Origin of the sequence: Variovorax sp. WDL1, assembly GCF_001541225.1 — a bacterium.
Taxonomy (GTDB): Bacteria; Pseudomonadota; Gammaproteobacteria; order Burkholderiales; family Burkholderiaceae_C; genus Variovorax.
Map to the genome: position 1 here is coordinate 34774 of NZ_LMTS01000203.1, position 18911 is coordinate 53684.

General features: G+C 69.0%; 19 protein-coding genes. 3 read left to right on the top strand and 16 right to left on the bottom strand.

Features of this window, described 5'->3' with window-relative positions:
- Window positions 1–138: 138 nt before the first annotated feature.
- From APY03_RS26585 to APY03_RS26620, 8 genes are all read right to left on the bottom strand, one after another.
- Entirely contained in the window at window positions 139–600 is a 462-nt protein-coding gene (locus APY03_RS26585; RefSeq protein ID WP_068681606.1) for a methyltransferase family protein, read from the bottom strand.
- A 46-nt stretch (window positions 601–646) separates the two neighbouring features.
- The gene (gene ureG / locus APY03_RS26590; RefSeq protein WP_068681607.1) at window positions 647–1297 is read right to left on the bottom strand and encodes an urease accessory protein UreG; all 651 of its coding nucleotides are present in this window, start codon (window positions 1295–1297) and stop codon (window positions 647–649) included.
- Between the two features lie 15 nt (window positions 1298–1312).
- Complete coding sequence (locus APY03_RS26595) at window positions 1313–2002, bottom strand: urease accessory protein UreF (protein ID WP_102905512.1); 690 nt, start codon at window positions 2000–2002, stop codon at window positions 1313–1315.
- Complete coding sequence (ureE, locus tag APY03_RS26600; RefSeq protein ID WP_068681610.1) at window positions 2002–2598, bottom strand: urease accessory protein UreE; 597 nt, start codon at window positions 2596–2598, stop codon at window positions 2002–2004. Before ureE ends, APY03_RS26595 begins: the two co-directional genes overlap by 1 nt.
- A 123-nt stretch (window positions 2599–2721) precedes the next feature.
- Window positions 2722–4440, bottom strand: coding sequence for an urease subunit alpha (ureC, locus tag APY03_RS26605; protein WP_068681612.1), 1719 nt, complete (start codon window positions 4438–4440; stop codon window positions 2722–2724).
- Between the two features lie 2 nt (window positions 4441–4442).
- Window positions 4443–4748 (bottom strand): urease subunit beta, encoded by a 306-nt coding sequence (locus APY03_RS26610; RefSeq protein ID WP_068681648.1) that lies wholly within the window; start codon window positions 4746–4748, stop codon window positions 4443–4445.
- Entirely contained in the window at window positions 4748–5344 is a 597-nt protein-coding gene (locus tag APY03_RS26615) for a HupE/UreJ family protein (protein WP_068681650.1), read from the bottom strand. Before APY03_RS26615 ends, APY03_RS26610 begins: the two co-directional genes overlap by 1 nt.
- 32 nt (window positions 5345–5376) lie before the next feature.
- Window positions 5377–5679: an urease subunit gamma gene (locus tag APY03_RS26620; protein WP_068681614.1), complete on the bottom strand. Its 303-nt coding sequence runs from the start codon at window positions 5677–5679 to the stop codon at window positions 5377–5379.
- A 71-nt stretch (window positions 5680–5750) separates the two neighbouring features.
- Here APY03_RS26620 and APY03_RS26625 point away from each other — a divergent pair, with 71 nt between their 5' ends.
- Both APY03_RS26625 and APY03_RS26630 read left to right on the top strand, forming a co-directional pair.
- Entirely contained in the window at window positions 5751–9320 is a 3570-nt protein-coding gene (locus APY03_RS26625; RefSeq protein ID WP_083944579.1) for a hybrid sensor histidine kinase/response regulator, read from the top strand.
- Entirely contained in the window at window positions 9317–10333 is a 1017-nt protein-coding gene (locus APY03_RS26630; RefSeq protein WP_068681616.1) for a response regulator transcription factor, read from the top strand. The genes APY03_RS26625 and APY03_RS26630 overlap by 4 nt, the downstream gene beginning before the upstream one ends.
- 160 nt (window positions 10334–10493) lie before the next feature.
- Here the strand turns inward: APY03_RS26630 and APY03_RS26635 are convergent, their stop codons facing one another.
- The 6 genes from APY03_RS26635 to APY03_RS26660 form a co-directional block, all read right to left on the bottom strand.
- Window positions 10494–11099 (bottom strand): hypothetical protein, encoded by a 606-nt coding sequence (locus APY03_RS26635; RefSeq protein ID WP_068681618.1) that lies wholly within the window; start codon window positions 11097–11099, stop codon window positions 10494–10496.
- 63 nt (window positions 11100–11162) lie between these two features.
- Window positions 11163–12044: an NUDIX hydrolase gene (locus tag APY03_RS26640; RefSeq protein WP_068681620.1), complete on the bottom strand. Its 882-nt coding sequence runs from the start codon at window positions 12042–12044 to the stop codon at window positions 11163–11165.
- An 80-nt stretch (window positions 12045–12124) separates the two neighbouring features.
- The gene (locus APY03_RS26645; protein ID WP_068681622.1) at window positions 12125–14242 is read right to left on the bottom strand and encodes a sodium:solute symporter family protein; all 2118 of its coding nucleotides are present in this window, start codon (window positions 14240–14242) and stop codon (window positions 12125–12127) included.
- Between the two features lies 1 nt (window position 14243).
- Window positions 14244–14501 carry a DUF4212 domain-containing protein gene (locus APY03_RS26650; RefSeq protein WP_068681624.1) on the bottom strand — a complete coding sequence of 86 codons (258 nt, stop codon included), beginning with the start codon at window positions 14499–14501 and terminating at the stop codon, window positions 14244–14246.
- 97 nt (window positions 14502–14598) lie between these two features.
- Window positions 14599–15162, bottom strand: coding sequence for a tetratricopeptide repeat protein (locus APY03_RS26655; RefSeq protein ID WP_068681627.1), 564 nt, complete (start codon window positions 15160–15162; stop codon window positions 14599–14601).
- Window positions 15153–15449, bottom strand: coding sequence for a hypothetical protein (locus APY03_RS26660; protein WP_068681629.1), 297 nt, complete (start codon window positions 15447–15449; stop codon window positions 15153–15155). Before APY03_RS26660 ends, APY03_RS26655 begins: the two co-directional genes overlap by 10 nt.
- Before the next feature lie 179 nt (window positions 15450–15628).
- Here APY03_RS26660 and APY03_RS26665 point away from each other — a divergent pair, with 179 nt between their 5' ends.
- Entirely contained in the window at window positions 15629–16015 is a 387-nt protein-coding gene (locus tag APY03_RS26665) for a hypothetical protein (RefSeq protein WP_068681631.1), read from the top strand.
- A gap of 24 nt (window positions 16016–16039) precedes the next feature.
- On the opposite strand, the gene recJ is transcribed toward APY03_RS26665, so the two are convergent.
- Together recJ and APY03_RS26675 are read right to left on the bottom strand one after the other, a co-directional pair.
- Entirely contained in the window at window positions 16040–17842 is a 1803-nt protein-coding gene (recJ, locus tag APY03_RS26670; protein WP_068681633.1) for a single-stranded-DNA-specific exonuclease RecJ, read from the bottom strand.
- Complete coding sequence (locus APY03_RS26675) at window positions 17842–18810, bottom strand: hypothetical protein (RefSeq protein WP_068681635.1); 969 nt, start codon at window positions 18808–18810, stop codon at window positions 17842–17844. Before APY03_RS26675 ends, recJ begins: the two co-directional genes overlap by 1 nt.
- Between the last annotated feature and the right edge of the window lie 101 nt (window positions 18811–18911).

Genomic DNA, 18911 nt, shown 5'->3' on the forward strand with positions numbered 1-18911 from the left:
ATACGCCAGACGGTCTATATGGCCCACAGACTGTGACCTATGTCACACATTCGCAGTTTGCAGTGACCCCGGGGGCATCGCGGGCGGACCCGTTCCTTCATCGCTGGGCGCGGCGAGCCGAAGGCAAGGCCAAGGGCTTCAGAGCCATCGGCGCACCCTCGCCTTGTAGCTGGCATACACGTCACCGAATGCGGACGTGAGGGCTCTCTCCTCCGGCGCTATCTGGAAGCGGGTCATGTACGCCACGAACACGATCGGTCCGGCCAGGGTCCAAGGCGCGCTGAGAAACACCGTCCAGCCGACGAGCACGAAGAGCAAACCAACGTACATCGGATTGCGGGTGATCCGGTAGATCCCGGTGGTGACCAACGATGAGGCGGTCTCGGGCTTCATCGGGTTCAGGGTTGTCCTGGCCTGGTGAAAGGCGGCGACGCCTGCAGCGTTGAATGCGGCGCCGACGAGTGCGATGGCAACTGCCAGCGCAATGCGCAGGGAAGCAGCGACTTCGAAGGTCGGCGTGAGCCGGGAGACCGCCCACATCGCCAGCGCGAGAACCAACGCCACGATCGGGGGCGGAACCTTCAGTTCGAGTGCATTCATGGGATTCCTGTCTCGAATGCTTCGCAGCTGATTCGATGTGCCGGGTTCAGTGCTCGGCCAGCATCCCGCGTTCCTCGATGAAGGAGACGACCGCCGCCAGCCCGTCGTTCGTCTTGAGGTTGGTCATCACGAAGGGCCGTTGCTTCCGCATGCGCCTGGTGTCGGCTTGCATCACGCCCAGGTCGGCGCCCACATAAGGCGCAAGGTCGGTCTTGTTGATCACGAACAGGTCGCTCTTGGTAATGCCGGGGCCGCCCTTGCGCGGGATCTTCTCGCCGGCCGCGACGTCGATCACGTAGATCGTGAGGTCGCTGAGCTCGGGGCTGAAGGTGGCGGCCAGGTTGTCGCCGCCGCTCTCGACGAAGACCACGTCCGCATCGGGAAACTCGGCCAGCATGCGGTCGATGGCCTCGAGGTTGATCGAGGCGTCCTCGCGGATCGCCGTGTGGGGGCAGCCGCCGGTCTCCACGCCCATGATGCGCTCGGCCGGCAGTGCGCCGGCCACCGTCAGCAGGCGCTGGTCTTCCTTGGTGTAGATGTCATTGGTGATGGCGATCAGGTCGTACTTGTCGCGCATCGCCTTGCAGAGCATCTCCAGCAGGGTGGTCTTGCCGGAGCCGACCGGGCCGCCGATGCCCACGCGCAGGGGCGGCAGTCTCTTGGTGCGATGGGGAATGTGGTGCAGGGCGGAGCTCATGGAGGGCGGTTCGGATCAGCTTCGGAAAAGACGGGAGTACTGGGTTTCGTGGCGCGCCGACAGCACGGCGAGCATGGGAGAGAAGGCCTGGCGCTCATCATCCGCCAGCGCGAGGGCCTGGTCTACTGCCGCGGGAATCTCGGCGGCCAGGCGGCCGAGGATGCGCTGGCCCGCGCTCTGGCCCAGCGGCACGGCCTTGACGGCGGCAGCCGCCATGTTCTCGGCCCAGCCGAAGGCGAAGGCCAGGCAGGCGTCGCGCAACGGCGCCTCGGTGCGGCCGGCCGCGAAGGCGAAGGCGATCGGGTAGCTCGCGGGCAAGGTGTCGAAGGCCGTGGCGGCATCGGCGTGCCCCAGCTTGAGCCATTCGACGAAGGATCGGCCCATCTGCTCGGTTTGCAGCCGGAACTCGGCCGTTTCGCGAGTCTGGAACACCCAGTCGTTGAGATCGCGGATGCGTGCGATCTCTGCGTTGCGCCAGGCGCCGATGGCCTGCGCGACGACGGCCAGGTCGCTGCGCGCCAGGCTGAGGTGGAGCTGGTCGGCCAGCCAGTCGGACGCCGCTTCCTCGTTGCCGACGCCGGCCCATTCGATGGCCGCCTCCAGGCCTTCCGAATAGGAGAACCCGCCGACCGGCAGGGCCGGCGAGGCCAGCCAGATCAGCTGCAGCAGGCTGGCCGCGGGCAGGGTGCCCGGCGCGTCAGCCATCAATGCGAATGGCCATGGCCATGCGCGTGATCGTGCGAATGGCCGTTGTGGTGATCGTGGCCGTGATCGTTCGCGGGCGCCGCGGCGTAGGCGTCGGGATGCAGCACCGGGCCCACGGGCGCGGCACCGTGCGAGTGGCCCTGCGCCCCATAGGCGCCGCCTTCGGGCTCGAAAGCCTCCTCCGCCTCGCGCACGATCAGGTGCATCGAGCGCAGCATGCCGGCCAGGACGTGGTCGGGCTCGATCTTCAGGTGGTCGGGCTTGAGCTCGATGGGCACATGCCGGTTGCCCAGGTGGTAGGCCGCGCGCATCAGGTCGAAGGGCGTGCCGTGCTCGCTGCAGTGCGTGATGACCAGCACCGGTTGCTTCGCCGCGATCACCTTGACGAGCGAGCCGTCTTCCGCCACGAGCACATCGCCGCCGCGCACCAGCGTGCCGCGCGGGAGGAACACGCCGAGCTGGCGGCCTTGCGAGTCTGTGGCGTCGAAGCGGCTCTTCTGGCGCACGTCCCAGTCAAGTTCGACGGTGGCGGCGCGCTTGAGCAGCACCGGCGCAAGGCCGCCGCCCTGGGGCATGAGTTTGTTGGCTGTGAGCATGGGGTCTGCGTGTCGAGGGTCGGATAGAAAATATAACGATCGTTATAACTTTGTCCGCGTGGAGAGTCTCAGGCACTCGCACAATGGATTCGCGTTCACCTCGGCTCGTACGAGACCTGACATTCAGAACAGAAAATACCGCTGCGCCATCGGCAACACCACCGCCGGATCACAGGTGAGCAACTGCCCATCGGCCCGCACCGCATAGGTCTGCGCGTCGATCTCCATCTTCGGCGTGTAGCCGTTGTGCACCATGTCCTGCTTGCGCACGCCGCGGATGTTCTTCACCGCGCAGAGGGTCTTGGCAAGGCCATAGCGGTCGCCGATACCCGCCGCCAGCCCCGCTTGCGAGACGAAGGTCAGCGAGCTCCTGGCGAGCGCGCCGCCGAAGGCGCCGAACATCGGCCGGTAGTGCACCGGCTGCGGCGTCGGGATCGATGCGTTGGGGTCGCCCATCGCAGCCATCGCGATGCTGCCGCCCTTCAGGATGGTGAAAGGCTTGATGCCGAAGAAGGCCGGCTTCCACACCACCAGGTCGGCCCACTTGCCGACCTCGATGCTGCCCACCTCGTGCGAGATGCCGTGCGCGATGGCGGGGTTGATCGTGTACTTGGCCACGTAGCGCCTGGCGCGTGCGTTGTCGTTGCGGCTGCCGTCCTCGGACAGCTTGCCGCGCTGGGCCTTCATCTTGTGTGCGGTCTGCCAGCAGCGGATGATCACCTCGCCCACCCGCCCCATGGCCTGGCTGTCGGAGCTGAACATGCTGATCGCGCCCAGGTCGTGCAGGATGTCCTCGGCCGCGATGGTCTCCTTGCGGATGCGGCTCTCGGCGAAGGCCAGGTCCTCTGGAATGCCGGCGTCGAGGTGGTGGCACACCATCAGCATGTCGACGTGCTCGTCGAGCGTATTCACGGTGTAGGGCATCGTCGGGTTGGTGGAGGAGGGCAGGAAGTTCGCCTCGCCCACCACTCGCAGGATGTCCGGCGCATGGCCGCCGCCCGCGCCCTCGGTATGAAAGGCGCAGATGCCCCGGCCCTTCACCGCCGCGATGGTGTTCTCCACGAAGCCCGACTCGTTCAGGGTGTCGCTGTGGATCGCCACCTGCGTGTCGGTGGCGTCGGCCACGTCCAGGCAGTTGCTGATCGCCGACGGCGTGGTGCCCCAATCCTCGTGCAGCTTGAGGCCGATCACGCCGGCGTCGATCTGCTCGTGCAGTGCGGCCGGCAGGCTCGCGTTGCCCTTGCCGAGGAAGCCGAGGTTCATCGGAAAGGCGTCAGCCGCCTGCAGCATGCGCTCGATGTGCCAGGGGCCCGGCGTCGCGGTGGTGGCGAAGGTGCCGGTGGCCGGCCCGGTGCCGCCGCCCAGCATGGTGGTGACGCCCGAGGCGAGCGCCTCCTCGATCTGCTGCGGGCAGATGAAGTGGATGTGGCTGTCGATGCCGCCGGCGGTGACGATGTTGCCTTCGCAGCTGATGACCTCCGTGCCCGGGCCGATGACGATGTCCACGCCCGGCTGCACGTCCGGGTTGCCGGCCTTGCCGATGGCGACGATGCGCCCGCCCTTCAGGCCGATGTCGGCCTTCACGATGCCCCAGTGGTCGAGGATCAGCGCGTTGGTCATGACGGTGTCGACCACGCCCTCGGCGCGCGTGCGCTGCGATTGCGCCATGCCGTCGCGGATGGTCTTGCCGCCGCCGAACTTGACCTCCTCGCCGTAGCCGCCGGCGCGCAGGGTGTAGTCCTCCTCGACCTCGATCACAAGGTCGGTGTCGGCCAGCCGCACGCGGTCGCCCACCGTGGGCCCGAAGATTTCGGCGTAGGCACGCCGCCCGATCGTTGCCATGCTCAGAGCTTTCCTTGAACCAGTCCGCGAAAGCCGTAGACCACGCGGTCGCCGGCGAAGTCCACCAGCTCGACGGTGCGCTGCTGCCCCGGCTCGAAGCGCACCGCGGTGCCCGAGGCGATGTTCAGCCGCATGCCGCGCGCGGCCTCGCGGTCGAAGTCCAGCGCGCCGTTGGTCTCGGCAAAGTGGTAGTGGGAGCCGACCTGGATCGGCCGGTCCGCGGCGTTGCGCACCACCAGCGTCAGCACGCGGCGGCCGGGGTTGAGCGCATGGTCGCCCTCGTCGGTGATGAGCTCGCCCGGGATGATCATGCAAGCCCGCCGAGCAGGGCAATGCCGAAGATCCCGACCGCTGCGCCGACGGCGCGCGGCATCCAGCGGTGACCGCGGCGCAGCGCCCAGCCGACCGCGATGCCCGCGGCATGCAGGAGCACAGTCGCGGCCAGCATGCCGGCCAGCGTGAGCGCGGCGCCTGCTTCGCCGGCGAGTTCCTGCCCGTGCGCAACGCCGTGGAACAGCGCGAACACGCCGACCAGGGCCGCGGCGGCAAAGGCGGGCAGTCTTCGCCGCGTGAAGACCAGCAGCCCCAGCACCAGCAGCGATGCAGCGATCATGGGCTCCACGGCCGGCAGCTGAACACCCGCCAGGCCGAGCATCGCACCGGCCAGAAGCATCAGCGCAAAGCCCAGCGGCGCCCACAGCAGATCGGGCCGGGCACGCCGCGCGGCGAGCGCGCTCCACAGTCCCACCGCCACCATCGCGGCCAGGTGATCCGGCCCGGTCAGCGGATGCAGGAAGCCGGCGGCCATGCCGTGGTGCAGGCCGGCATCGGCGCCGGTGTGGGCGGACGCCGCTAGCGGCAACGCGGCGATCAGGAGCAGGGGGGCTTGGCGAAGTAGGCGCATGGTCATGGCGTGCTGTTGCTGTTGCTTGTTGTTCAGACGATGGGTTGGTGGACCGTGACGAGCTTGGTGCCGTCCGGGAACGTGGCCTCGACCTGGATGTCCGGGATCATCTCGGCCACGCCCTCCATCACGTCGGCGCGCGACAGGATGCTGCGGCCCTCGCTCATCAGCGCGGCGACGGTCTTGCCGTCGCGCGCGCCTTCCATCACGGCGGCCGAGATCAGTGCCACGGCCTCCGGGTAGTTGAGCTTCAGCCCGCGTGCGCGGCGGCGCTCTGCCAGCAGGGCGGCGGTGAAGATCAGGAGCTTGTCTTTTTCGCGCGGTGTCAGTTCCATGGGCGGGGCCGGATCGCTTCGTCGGGGCGGGTCATTATGGGCAAGCCAGGGGCATTGCAACAGTCGTGCCGATGGCACGGAACCTGCACCTCGACGGTGTGGACTCGACCGCCGTTCCCCCGCTCGCCAGCGACGAGGCGCCGCAGCGCATCGTCAAGGTCCGGCGCGACTACAACAGCTGGGTGGCGCGCGAAACGCTGGAGGACTATGCGCTGCGCTTCACGCCGCAGCGCTTTCGCCGCATGTCGGAATGGCGCGTGGCGAACACGGCCTTCGGCGGCGCGGCCTCCTTCCTGATCCTGGAGGCGGTGGGCGCCACGCTGCTGGTGCAGTACGGCTTCGTCAACGCGGCCTGGGCCATCCTGGTCACGGGGCTGATCATCTTCCTCGCCGGCCTGCCGATCAGCGTCTATGCCGCGCGCTACGGCGTGGACATGGACCTGCTCACCCGCGGGGCGGGCTTCGGTTACATCGGCTCCACGCTGACTTCGCTGATCTACGCCTCCTTCACCTTCATCTTCTTCGCGCTCGAGGCGGCGGTGATGGCCTACGCGCTGGAACTCGCGCTGGGCATCCCGGCAGCGTGGGGCTACCTGGCCTGCGCGCTGGTAGTGATCCCGCTGGTCACCCACGGGATCTCGGCCATCAGCCGGCTGCAGGTCTGGACCCAGCCGATCTGGCTGGTCATGCTGGTGGTGCCCTTCGTCTATGTAGTGGTGCGCGATCCTGGTGCGTTTTCGGGCATCACGCACTACAACGGCGTCAAGACGGGCGAGATTGGTTTCGACTTGCACCTCTTCGGTGCCGCACTCACCGTCGGCATCGCGCTCATCACCCAGATGGGGGAGCAGGCCGACTACCTTCGCTTCATGCCCGTGCGAACCGCCGCCAACCGCGGCCGCTGGTGGGCCGGCGTGCTGGCGGGCGGGCCTGGCTGGGTGGTGCTGGGCGTGCTCAAGATGCTGGGCGGGGCGTTGCTGGCCTACCTTGCCATCGGCCATATGGTGCCGCCCGAGCGCGCCGTGGACCCGAACCAGATGTACCTTGCGGCCTACGAGTACGTGTTCCCGCAGTACGGCTGGGCCGTGGCGGCCACGGCGCTGTTCGTGGTGATCTCGCAGCTCAAGATCAACGTCACCAATGCCTATGCCGGCTCGCTGGCGTGGAGCAACTTCTTCTCGCGTGTCACCCACAGCCATCCGGGCCGGGTGGTGTGGGTGGTGTTCAACGCGTTGATCGCCTTCATGCTGATGGAGATGAACGTGTTCGAGGCCCTGGGCGACGTGCTGGGCCTTTACGCCAACATCGCCATCGCCTGGATGATGGCCGTGGTGGCCGACCTCGTGGTCAACAAGCCGCTGGGGCTGTCGCCGCCGGGCATCGAGTTCAAGCGCGCGCACCTGTGGGACATCAACCCGGTGGGCGTGGGCGCGATGGCGCTGGCCTCGGCGCTGTCCATCAGCGCGCACCTGGGCGCTTTCGGGCGGACCGCGCAGGCCTTCTCGGCACTGATCGCGCTGGGCACCGCCCTCGCCGCCGCGCCGCTGATCGCCTGGGCCACGCGCGGCAAGTACTACATCGCGCGGGTGTCCGACGAATGCGGCGCCGCGCCCTTTGCACCAGGAACGGGGCAGCGCGCGGTGCGCTGGGCGCGGGTCGAATCGGAGGCCGGCAGCTACCGGCGGCTGAGCACCCAGCGCTGCGTGATCTGCGAGCGCGACTACGAAGGCCCGGACATGGCGCACTGCCCGGCCTACCAGGGCGCGATCTGCTCGCTCTGCTGCACGCTCGATGCGCGCTGCGGCGACCTCTGCAAGCCCGAGGCGAGCCTGTCGGCGCAATGGTCGGGCGCCCTGCGCTGGCTGCTGCCGCGCCGCGTCTGGCCGTACCTCGACACCGGGCTCGGGCACTTCCTGCTGCTGATGCTGATCGTGGTGCCCTTGCTCGCTGCAGTGTTCGGCGTGCTCTACCAGCAGGAACTGCGCGGCATCGGCGAAAGCGCGCCGGCCGAGATGGCGCAGGCCACCACCACCTCGCTGCGCTCCGGCTTCTTCAAGGCCTACATGGCGCTGATGCTGATCGCCGGCATCGTCGCCTGGTGGCTGGTGCTGGCGCACCAGAGCCGCAAGGTGGCGCAGGAGGAATCGAACCGCCAGACGCACCTGCTGATGCGCGAGATCGAACTGCACCGCGAGACCGACCGCGCGCTGCAGGCTGCCAAGCAGACGGCCGAGCAGTCCCGCGAGCAGGCGGACCAGGCCAACCAGGCCAAGAGCCGCTACATCAGCGCCATCAGCCACGAGCTGCGCACGCCGCTCAACAGCATCCTCGGCTATGCGCAGCTCATGGGCGAGGACGCGGCCGTGCCGCCGCACCGGCGGCAGGCGGTGGCCGTGATCAAGCGCGGCGGCGAGCACCTGCTGTCGCTGATCGAAGGCACGCTGGACATCGCCCACATCGAGGCCGGCAAGCTCACGCTGCATGCGCGGCCCATGGAGTTCGCCGACCTCATGGTCGAGCTGGCCGACATGTTCGAGCTGCAGGCGGCCGAGAAGGGCCTGGCCTTCCGCTTCGAGCCGGAAGGCGATCTGCCGGAACTGGTGCGCGCCGACGAGAAGCGCGTGCGGCAGATCCTCATCAACCTGCTGGGCAACGCGATCAAGTTCACCGCCAGCGGTCGCGTCACGCTGCGCCTGCGCTATGCGCGCGAGTTCGCGGCCATCGAGGTCGAGGACACGGGCCCCGGCATGTCATCCGAGGAACTGGGCCGCATCTTCGAGCCCTTCGCGCGCGGGAGCAGCGCGGGGCCGTCGGCGCCGGGCGCAGGCCTGGGCCTGACCATCGCGAAGATGCTGATCGACCTGATGGGCGGCGAGATGAAGGTGCAGAGCGCGCCGGGGGCAGGCTCGCTGTTCCGGGTGCGGCTGTTCCTGCCGCGCGTGCACCACACGAGCGGCGCAGGTATCCGGCGCGTGGCTGCGGCACCGGCACCGCGTCCGCGCCGCGGCTACGAAGGCCCGCGCCGGCGGGTGCTCGTGGTCGACAACGAAGAGGCCGACCGCGAGCTGCTCGTGCAGCTGCTCGCGCCCCTGGGCTTCGAGTTGCGCACCGCCGCCAGCGGCCACGATGCGCTCGACCTGGTGGCGGCCGGCTGGCATCCGCATGCCATGTTCGTGGACCTGGCGATGCCCGGCATCGACGGCTGGGAGACCATTCGCCGCGCCCGTGCGATCGGGCTGGCCGATGCGCAGGTCGCCATCGTCTCGGCCAACGCATTCGACAAGCGGCTGGACAACGACGTCGGCATCGCGCCAGAGGACTTCTTCGTCAAGCCCGTGCGCCACAGCGAGCTGCTCGACTGGCTGGAGCGGCGGCTCGCGCTGCGGTGGACCGACAGCGCCGCGGCAGTGCAGCCGGCGCCGGCCGAGCCGGCAGGTGCGCTGCCCGATGCAGCGCGCCTGCGCGCGCTCGGCGATGCGGTGAGCCTGGGCTACTTCCGCGGCATCATGAACGAGCTCGACGCCATCGATGCCGCCCAGCCCGAGTGCGCAGCCTGGACCACGGCGCAGCGCGCGCTGGCGCGCCAGTTCCAGTTCGAAGCCATGAGCCGGGCGTTGGCGGCGGCGGGAAGCACGCCATGAGCGGGGAAGGAAGCCCGCCGCCCCTGGTCCGGAGCCTGCGCGAGCACGCCGGCACCGGCGACGTGGTGCTGATCGTCGACGACGTGCCCGACAACCTGGCCGTGCTGCACGACGCGCTGGACGAATCGGGCTACGCAGTGCTGGTCGCCACCAGCGGCGAGCAGGCGCTGCAGCGTGCAGCCCAGGCGCGGCCCGACATCGTGCTGCTCGACGCGATGATGCCGGGCATCGACGGATTCGAGGTCGCGCGCCGGCTCAAGGCCGATGCTGCGACGGCCCACATCCCGATCGTCTTCATGACCGGCCTCACCGAGACCGAGCACCTGGTCGCGGCGCTGGAGGCGGGCGGCGTCGACTACGTCACCAAGCCGATCAAGCCCAAGGAAGTGCTGGCGCGGATGAATGTGCACCTGCAGGGCGCACGCCGCGCGCGGCAGGCGGCGCAGCAGGCCGGGCAGGCGCGCAGCGCGCTCGATGCCTTCGGCTACGCCAGCTTCACCGTGCGCATGCCCGAAGGCAAGCTGGTCTGGCAGACCGCGCTGGCGCGCGAGCTGCTGCAGCGCTACTGCGGCAGCAGCGCGCCCGCGACGCCGCCGGTGGTGCTGGACTGGCTGCGCCGCCATCTGCCCGACGCGCGGCAGCACCAGGTCGAGCCGCCCGTTCTCGCCATCGCGCACGGCGCTGCATCGCTCAACCTGCGCCTGCATCAGCAGACCGGGCACGACGAGGGGGGCGACGACTGGCTGATCATCATGCGCGAGGTCTCCGACTCGGCGGTCATCGAGGCCATGAGCCTGAGCCTGAAGCTCACCGCGCGCGAGGCCGAGGTGCTCTACTGGGTGGTCAAGGGCAAGACCAACCGGGACATCGGCGAGATCCTCGGCAGCAGCCCGGCCACCGCCAAGAAGCACCTGGAGCGCGTGTACGTGAAACTGGGTGTCGAGACCCGTACCGCGGCCGCCGGCGTGGCGATCAAGCGCATCCGGGAGCTGCAGCCGCAGTTCGAGCTGTGAGCCCGATGAACCGACACGGGCGGGGCGGCGTGCGCAGCTTCTCGGCCGGGCTGAATCACGAGTTCGGGCGCTGAAAATCTGCCGCGAACAGCGCCGCTGGTTGTACTGCCAAATTTGGCGGCGCAGTATAACCATCGCCGACCTGACTCTCTCCCTTGCGTCAGCCGCCGACCAACGCCCGGTAGTCCCGCCGCGTCGCCGGCGCCACCGAATCGACCAGTTGCGCATGGGGCGTCTTGTGCCGCGCCAGCATGCGCGCCGATGCGACCGCCCTGGAGCGGCAGTACCAGTGGCAGGTGTGCTGCATCAGGAAGAGCTCGGCCGACATGGTGTAGGCCTTGTCCCGGGGTGTTCGCTGCAGGCTGTTGGCGGCGGCGTCGGCGATGCCGCGGGCATGGATGGCGAGGGCGCGGCGCATGTCGAAGCTGTACGCCGGAAACAGGCGCTGCGCAAAAGGCAGGGCCAGCGGCAGCGTGCTCACGCGCGCATCGGCGTCCGAGACCCGCGCGAAATCGGCGGCAAAGCGCTGGAACTGGCCGGCGAGCGTCTGCTCGGTGGTGTCGAGCAGTTTCCAGATCTGCTCTCGCCGCGCCGGATCGTTCTCGCCGAGGCAGCGCAGGTAGCCCTCGGTGAGGTTCTCCATCAGCGTCTCGATCTGGTAGCGTCCGAGGTGGCCGGCGAGCAGCAGGATGCGTTTCTTCTGCTCGCGCGTCTTCAGCAGGTAGACGGCGACCAGGAGCACGGCCGCCAGGGTGAGGAATTCCATGAAATGTGTCCGGGCGGCAATGAAGGCAGCAGGCGAGTGTAGGGAGTGAGCGAGGGGCGCGGCCTATTGCCACAGGTCGTCGAAGCCGCCGGGCGGCTCCAGCCGCTTGCCGCGCAGCACCAGGCGCAGCGGGCCCGGCATCACGCGCGCGCATTCCGGGTGCAGCGGGTCGCCGGGATAGGCGGTGGCGCGGTGACCGTCGATCTCGAAGGTCAGCGGGCGCACGAGACAGGGCGCGCGGCCTTCCGCCTCGGCCATCATCGAGTCGATGCTCGTGTGGCGGCCCAGGTGGGCGAGGCTCATGATCTGCGGCGCCGCCAGCGCGATCTCCCCGCGCCAGTAGCGCTCGAGCGCCGCGCGCGGACGCATCCAGGCGCAGAGCACGGCTTCGTGCGCATCGTGCAGCGGCTCCTGGCCGGCAGGCGCTCGGGCGATGAAGAAGCGCGTGTCGAATCGCTTGCCGGGCGAGTGCAGGGCCTGCAGCGGCGTGATCCAGCGCGACCAGGGCCGCATCGCGCGGGTTGCCACGCGCAGGCCGAGGCGGCCGAGCATGTCGTTGAAGTCCATGCCCTGCGCGCTCAGCGCGGCGGCCTGCCGCGCGCCCGCGCGGTCGAGGCCTTCGGCGAGCAGCAGCCCGCATTCCTCGAAGACTTCGCGCACCGCGGCGACGTGGATCGCCGCCGCCGTGGCCGCGTCGATGTCCGGGTCGGCAAGCAGCGCGTGCAGGCGCTCGGGCGGCTCGTCGAGATGGGCCGCCGCATCGAGCCGGGCATCCGCCGCATCGACCTTGCCGCCGGGGAACACGTAGGAGCCGCCATGCACGTCCGACAGCGCATGGCGCTGGATCATCAGCACCTCGGGCCCGGCCGCGCCGTCGCGGCAGATGAGCACGGTGGCGGCGGGAAGGATGGGAATGGGCGGAGCGTCCGCCGGAACTTGCTGCATGGGGGGATTCTCTCCCCTGCAGCGGGCATGAAGGGCAACGCGCCGCATAGGCGGCGCGTTGCGGGGGCTTGGGCGCGGCCTCAGGCCCGCTTGAGGTCCGGATAGCGCACGTGCTCCACGAGCTCCTGCGTCTCCTTCTTCGGCTCGCCGGTGAGCATGCTCACGATGATGATCACCGCGAAGCCGACCGGCACGCCGAACAGTCCGGCCGAGATCGGCTGGATGCCCCACCACAGCTCGATCGGGCTGGTCACGCCGAACACGCTGCGCATCCACGGCTGGGTGGTGGCCATGTAGTAGAAGGTCACGCCCAGGCCGGCCAGCATGCCCAGCGAGGCGCCCCATCGGTTGGCGCGCTTCCAGAAGATGCCGAGCACCAGCGCCGGGAAGAAGGCCGCCGCCGCAAAGGAGAAGGCCGCCGACACGAGGAACAGGATGTCCGCCGGCTTCTGCGCCGCCACCGCCGCCGCGCACAGCGCCACCACCAGCAGCAGCGCCTTGGACAGCGCGACCCGGCGCGAGGTCGGCGCGTTCGGGTCGATCATCTTGTAGTAGAGGTCGTGCGACAGCGCGTTGGCGATGGTCAGCAGCAGGCCGTCCGCCGTCGACAGCGCCGCCGCCAGGCCGCCGGCTGCCACCATGCCGGAGATCACGTAGGGCAGGCCGCCGATCTCGGGCGTGGCGAGCACGATGATGTCGCCGCCGATCTTCATCTCGCTGAGCTGGAAGATGCCGTCCTTGTTGACGTCCGACACCGACAGCAATGACGGGTCGACCCTGGACCAGTTGGCGATCCAGGCCGGCAACTCGGTGAAGGGCGTTCCCACCAGCACGTTGAAGACTTCGAACTTCACCAGCACCGCGAGCGCCGGTGCCGTGAAGTACAGCAGGAAGATGAAGAACAGCGACCAGGTCACCGAACGGCGCGCCTCGCGTACGGAGGGCGTGGTGTAGTAGCGCATCAGGATGTGCGGCAGCGCGGCCGTCCCCACCATCAGGCAGAAGACCAGCGCGAGGAAATTGCGCCTCGATTCGTCGAAGGCCTTCCGCGCCGCGGCGTCGCCGTTCGGATCGCCCGCATAGATCTGCGCGTGGTTCGGCATGCCGGCCAGCGGTCTGGCCTGCGCCTCGTTGGACGCCTTCGCCGCGGCCCAGGCCTTCCGGGCCTCCGCCTCATCCTTGGGCACGGCCGCCACCGCCTTGGCGGCTGCATCGATCTCGGCTGCCGGCGCATTGGCAGCCCGGAGATCGGCCAGCTTCTTCTCGGCCTCTGTCCGCTCCGTGACGAGCGAGCCGGGCAGGGCTTTCATCTTGGCGTCGAACTCCGCGGCCCGGGCCCTGAAGATGGCGGCGACCTCCAGTTCCTTCGGGTCGGCGCGAAGTTCGTCGCCGCGCTTGGAGACCTTTTCGAGCTGGTAGCCGTACACCGCCTGCGGGATCGGTACGCCGGTCTGCTTCACCGACAGCCAGACCACCGGGATCAGGTAGGCAATGATCAGGATGATGTATTGCGCGACCTGCGTCCAGGTGACCGCGCGCATGCCGCCGAGGAAGGAGCACACCAGGATGCCGCCCAGCCCGACGAAGATCCCGATCTCGAAGGCCAGACCCGAGAGTCGGGCGGTGATCAAACCCACGCCGTAGATCTGCGCCACCACGTAGGTGAAGGAGCACAGGATGGCCGCCACGATGCCGATGAAGCGCGGCAGGTTGCCTTCGTAGCGCGCGCCCAGGAAGTCCGGGATCGTGAACTGCCCGAACTTGCGCAGGTAGGGCGCCAGCAGCAGCGCCACCAGGCAATAGCCGCCCGTCCAGCCGAGGATGAAAGCCAGGCCGCTGTAGCCGGTGAGGTAGAGCGTGCCCGCCATGCCGATGAAGGAGGCGGCGCTCATCCAGTCGGCCCCGGTAGCCATGCCGTTGTAGATCGCCGGCACGCGCCGCCCGGCCACGTAGTACTCCGTCGCGTCGGTGGTGCGGCTCATGATGCCGATGCCGGCATACAGCCCCACCGTCGCGAACAGGAAGATGAAGCCGATCCAGTTCCTGGGCAGCCCCGCCTGTTCGAGGATCGCCAGTGCGACGATGAAGATGATGAAGCCGCCGGTGTACCAGCCGTACACCTTGTTGAGCTGCTTCTTGAAGGCGCGATGCTCCGCGCCTGTCGTGACTGACCCGTGTTCGAAGCTGGTGCCGGCCATGTCAAACCTCCTCGGCGACGCCGTGGTCCTGGTCCAGGCGCTCCATGTAGCGCGCATAGAACCAGATGATGAGGACATAGACGATCAGCGCACCCTGGGCCGCGACCCAGAAGCTGAACGGCCAGCCGAAGAAGTTGAAGCTCAGGTCGCGCGCGAAGTAGCCAATCACGAAGGTCACGAAGAACCAGATCCCCAACAGGATCGCCGTGATCCTGAGGTTCTTCCGCCAATAGTCGTGCTGTATTTCCGTCAGTTCCATCGCATGTCTCCTGGTTGGCTCTCGTTCGTTCTCGTCCATTCGCAGGGCTTGTGGCCCGGCGACCCCGCGGCGCTGCCCGGACGGGCAGCTTCCGCATTCACGACGCGAGACCGGTCTCGCGTTCCAGTTGAGCGGCGATCCTGGGCTCGAAGCCCTGAAGATGTCGGATGATCTTGCGAGCCTCTTCCGGCTGGCGGCGATCCACATGCACGCGGGCCAGCTGGTACCAGCCGTAGGGGCTCATGGGCTGCAGTTCGGTGTTGCGGCGCAGTGCGTCGACGGCCTCGTCGTGGCGGCCCTGGCTGATCAGTGCGAGGCCCAGCCCGTACCAGGCGCGGTCGAGCCGGGCGTCGAGCGCCAGGGCCCTGCGGAATGCGGCCTCTGCTTCCTGCGCCTGGTCGTTCTCAGCGAGCAGGAAGGCCAGGTTGAACCAGGCGGCGGCGCCGTGTTCCGGATGGGCGTGCACGAGGCGTCGCGCGTCCTCGATGGCCGCTTCGCGGCGGCCGAGCTGCGCGCGCACGTAGCTTCGGCTCGACAGCGCATGGGCGTCGTGGGGCCAGCGCGCCAGCATCGCATCGAAGACCGCCTCGGCCGATGCCGATCGGCCCAGCAGCAGCAAGGCCATGGCACGCAGCTTGAGGCGCCAATAGCTCATCGGCATGCCTGCACTCCCATTTGCAGACACAGGTTGATCTTCGCGATGGTGGACAGCAGCCACACCGACAGCAGCGCCAGGAAGGCAGCCAGCGGGATGTGCCGGTCGAGCACGAAGCGAGGTGTGATCAGGCGCACTGCCTTGACGACGGGATTCGTCAGGATCTGGAGCAGGCGGTAGAAAAAATTGCTCTCGCGACCGCGTCCCGCCAGCAGTCCGAGCAGCCATTGGCCCGCCATCGCCAGCAGGGCGATTTCGGCGATCAGCTTGACGGAAGTCGCGACCAGCAGCACATCACCTCCAGGTTCAGCGCAATACACTCGATTCTTGCAGGGCACCTTACGAACTTCTTACAAACTCAACTGATTGCCGTTGATAACGCTCCGTGCTTACCCTCTGTTGCGCCGCAGCAGCCGGAAGGGGAAGATGCCTCCGCACGGAGCCTCATCCAAAGGGAACAAGGGGAAGGTCGATGAACGCCGCACGGTCCATCCGCCGCCTTGGCTTTCGCAAGTGGTACGAGCGCGAGCTGCTCGAGAGCCATGGGCATCTCGTCCTGTTGCTCTTGAGCACCCTCGGCCTCCTGGGGAGCGCGGAAGCCTACAGCCTGCAGCTGCCCATCGGATCGCAGCTGGACGTGCTGGCGTGTGCCGCGGCGAGCGCCGTCATCTGCGTGTGGTCGCTGCGGCGTTACCTGTACCTGCTGGCCCATGCCGAATTCGTGGCCGACCAGGCGGTGTGCCGCGGCTGCGAGACCTATGCGAAATGGGAGATCCAGCAGGGTGCGGAGGATCCTGCCGGAGAGCGCCTGCGCGTGCGTTGCCGGAACTGCGGGCATACCTGGCTGATCGTGCCCTGAGAAGGTGTGAACGCGCGGCCGCGCTCAGAGCTCCGCACCCTCCACCAGAAAGCGCACGCGCCGCACGCCCTGCCATTCGTCCGCATCCAGCCTGAAGGCGATCACGACGCGCGGCGGCAGCGGGGTGGTGTGGCCGAACCAGATGCCGTCCACCGGCTGGCCCTTGTGCCGCAGCTTGAGCGCGAGATGCTTCTCGCCCACCAGCCGCTGCGAGATGACCTCCACCTCCTCGCTGAAGGTGGGCGGCGCGAAGCCCTGGCCCCAGACCTCGCGGTGCAGCGTGTCGACCAGGTCCACCCGCAGGTACTCGCGCGCGAGGGGGCCGTCGGTGTCGAGGCGGCGCATCAGCGCGGCCGCATCGAGCCACTCGGCGGCGACCTGCGCGAGCGCACGTTCGAAGGTCTCGAAGTGTTCCCGGGCCACGGTGCAGCCGGCCGCCATCGCATGGCCGCCGAAGCGCAGCAGCACGCCGGGATGACGCTTGGCCACCAGGTCCAGTGCGTCGCGCAGGTGGAAGCCGGGGATCGACCGGCCCGAGCCCTTGAGCTCGTGTTCCTTGCCCGGCGCGCCGCTGGCGGCGAAGACGAAGGTGGGCCGGTGGTAGCGGTCCTTGATGCGCGAGGCCACGATGCCGACCACCCCTTCGTGGAACTCGGCGTCGAAGACGCTGATCGCTGCGGCTGGCGTCTCGCTGCCGTCCTCTTCGAACAGCGACTCTGCCAGCAGCAGCGCCTGCTCGCGCATGCCGCCTTCGATGTCGCGCCGCTCGCGGTTGATGCCATCGAGCAGGCGCGCCAGCTCCTCGGCGCGGGCGCTGTCGTCGGTCGTCAGGCATTCGATGCCCAGCGTCATGTCGGCCAGGCGCCCGGCCGCGTTGATGCGCGGCCCCAGTGCAAAGCCGAAGTCGAAGGTGGTCGCTGCCGCCGCATTGCGCCCTGCGGCCTTGAACAGGGCGGCCAGGCCGGCGGGCATGGCGCCCGCGCGAATGCGGCGCAGACCTTGGGCGACCAGGCGGCGGTTGTTGGCATCGAGCCTCACCACGTCGGCCACCGTGCCGAGGGCGACCAAGGGCAACAAGGCGTCGAGCTTCGGTTGCAATCTGCTGGCCCCCCGGCTAGCCACTTCGTGTGCTTCGCTACCCCCCGAGGGGGAGGCTCGGCCGCCTTGGGGCGGCCCGGCGGCGGCCGGCAAGTCGAACACGCCACGCGCGCGCAGTTCAGAACGCAGCGCCAGCAGCACGTAGAACATCACGCCGACGCCGGCGATGCTCTTGCTGTCGAAGCCGCAGTCGGGCTGGTTGGGGTTCACCAGCACGTCGGCCGCGGGCAGCGCCGGGCCGGGCAGGTGGTGGTCGGTCACCAGCACCGTGAGGCCCCGTGCCTTGGCGGCGGCCACCCCTTCGACGCTGGCGATGCCGTTGTCCACCGTGATCAGCACGTCGGCGCCGGTGGCGGCCACGCGCTCGGCAATCGGCGGCGTCAGGCCATAGCCGTCGATCACGCGGTCGGGCACCAGGTAGCTCACATGCAGGGCGCCCAGCAGGCGCAGCCCTCGCAGGGCCACGGCGCAGGCGGTGGCGCCGTCGCAGTCGTAGTCGGCGACGATGCACAGGCGCTTGCCGTCGCGGATCGCATCGGCCAGCAAGACCGCGGCCGCGCGCGCGCCGTGCAGGCCATCGGGTGCGAGCAGGCGCGCCAGGCCGTCGTCCAGTTCTTCACGGGTCTGCACACCGCGCGCGGCGTAGAGGCGCGCCAGCAGCGGATGAATGCCCGCCTGCTCCAGCGCCCAGGCGCTGCGCGGCGGGATGGCGCGGGTCACGATCTTCATCACAGCGCCTCCAGGACGGCCGGTGCGCTGGCGCGCTGGAACAGGGACCGGGTCCACTGCGCAAGGCCGCGCTGCTGCACGCCGAAGCGCCGCGCGCCGCGGTCGCCGCAGAGCGTGAGCGTCACCTCGGCGCCTGCGTTGTAGGCGGCGAGCAGTTCGGCAACCGGCCCTTCGTCGAGCGCAGCCCAGGCCTGCGCCCAGGCCGCGCCGTCGTCGCGAAGAGCCGCCTCGCGCAGACCATCGGCCACCTGCGGCCCGGCGTCCGGCGGTGCGGCATCGGCTGGCAGCCGCCCCGTGCCGTTGAGCCAGAAGGAATTGATCGGCGGCTCGCCGCGCGCGGTGCGCTCGTCGTTGACGCGCTCGGTGTAGAGCAGCATCTGCATCTCGTTCTGCAGCCGGCGCAGCGGGCGGGCGCCGTCGGAAAGCGGCGACCATTGCGAAATGGGGTGCCCGACCGCGCGGTCGATGGAGGCCGTGGCCAGGCCGTCGAACATGCGCCCCCGCGCCAGCCAGCGGTTCGGCGTGGCCGAGGGATGCAGCGCGATGCCGTCCTCCTCGAAGTAGGGCCTGGCGATCGCCAGAAGGGCTGCCGACTCGGCCGCGTCGATGCGGATCGCGCCCGGATCTCCGAGCACCACGTCGTCGATGCCCACCAGCCAGTGGCACAGGGTGGCGATGCCCCAGCTGCTTTCCTCGCCGGCGCCATCGAGGCCGGCGCGGCGTGCTTCCAGCGCGGCCCAGGGGATCTGCCCGTCGGGTGCCGAGATGCCGAGCGCCGCGGCCAGGGCGCGTTCGTGCGGAGGGGAGAGGGTGCTTTCGTCCTGCAGGTCCTCGTGCACGAGCGCGATCCGGGAGAGCAGGCTTTCCAGCCTGGGCAGCCGCAGGCTGCGCATCGCCTCGCGGCAGGCCGGCGTGCCGCGGCCGGCGAAGGGGATGAGGAGATGGGACGACTCGGAGGCGACAGGCATGGGGCCTTATTGTCCGCGCGTCCGGGCCACGCGATCCGTTGCGGTACTACGCGAAGGGCAAACCCCTCCGTGCGACGACAGAATTCATCAGATTCGTTGGC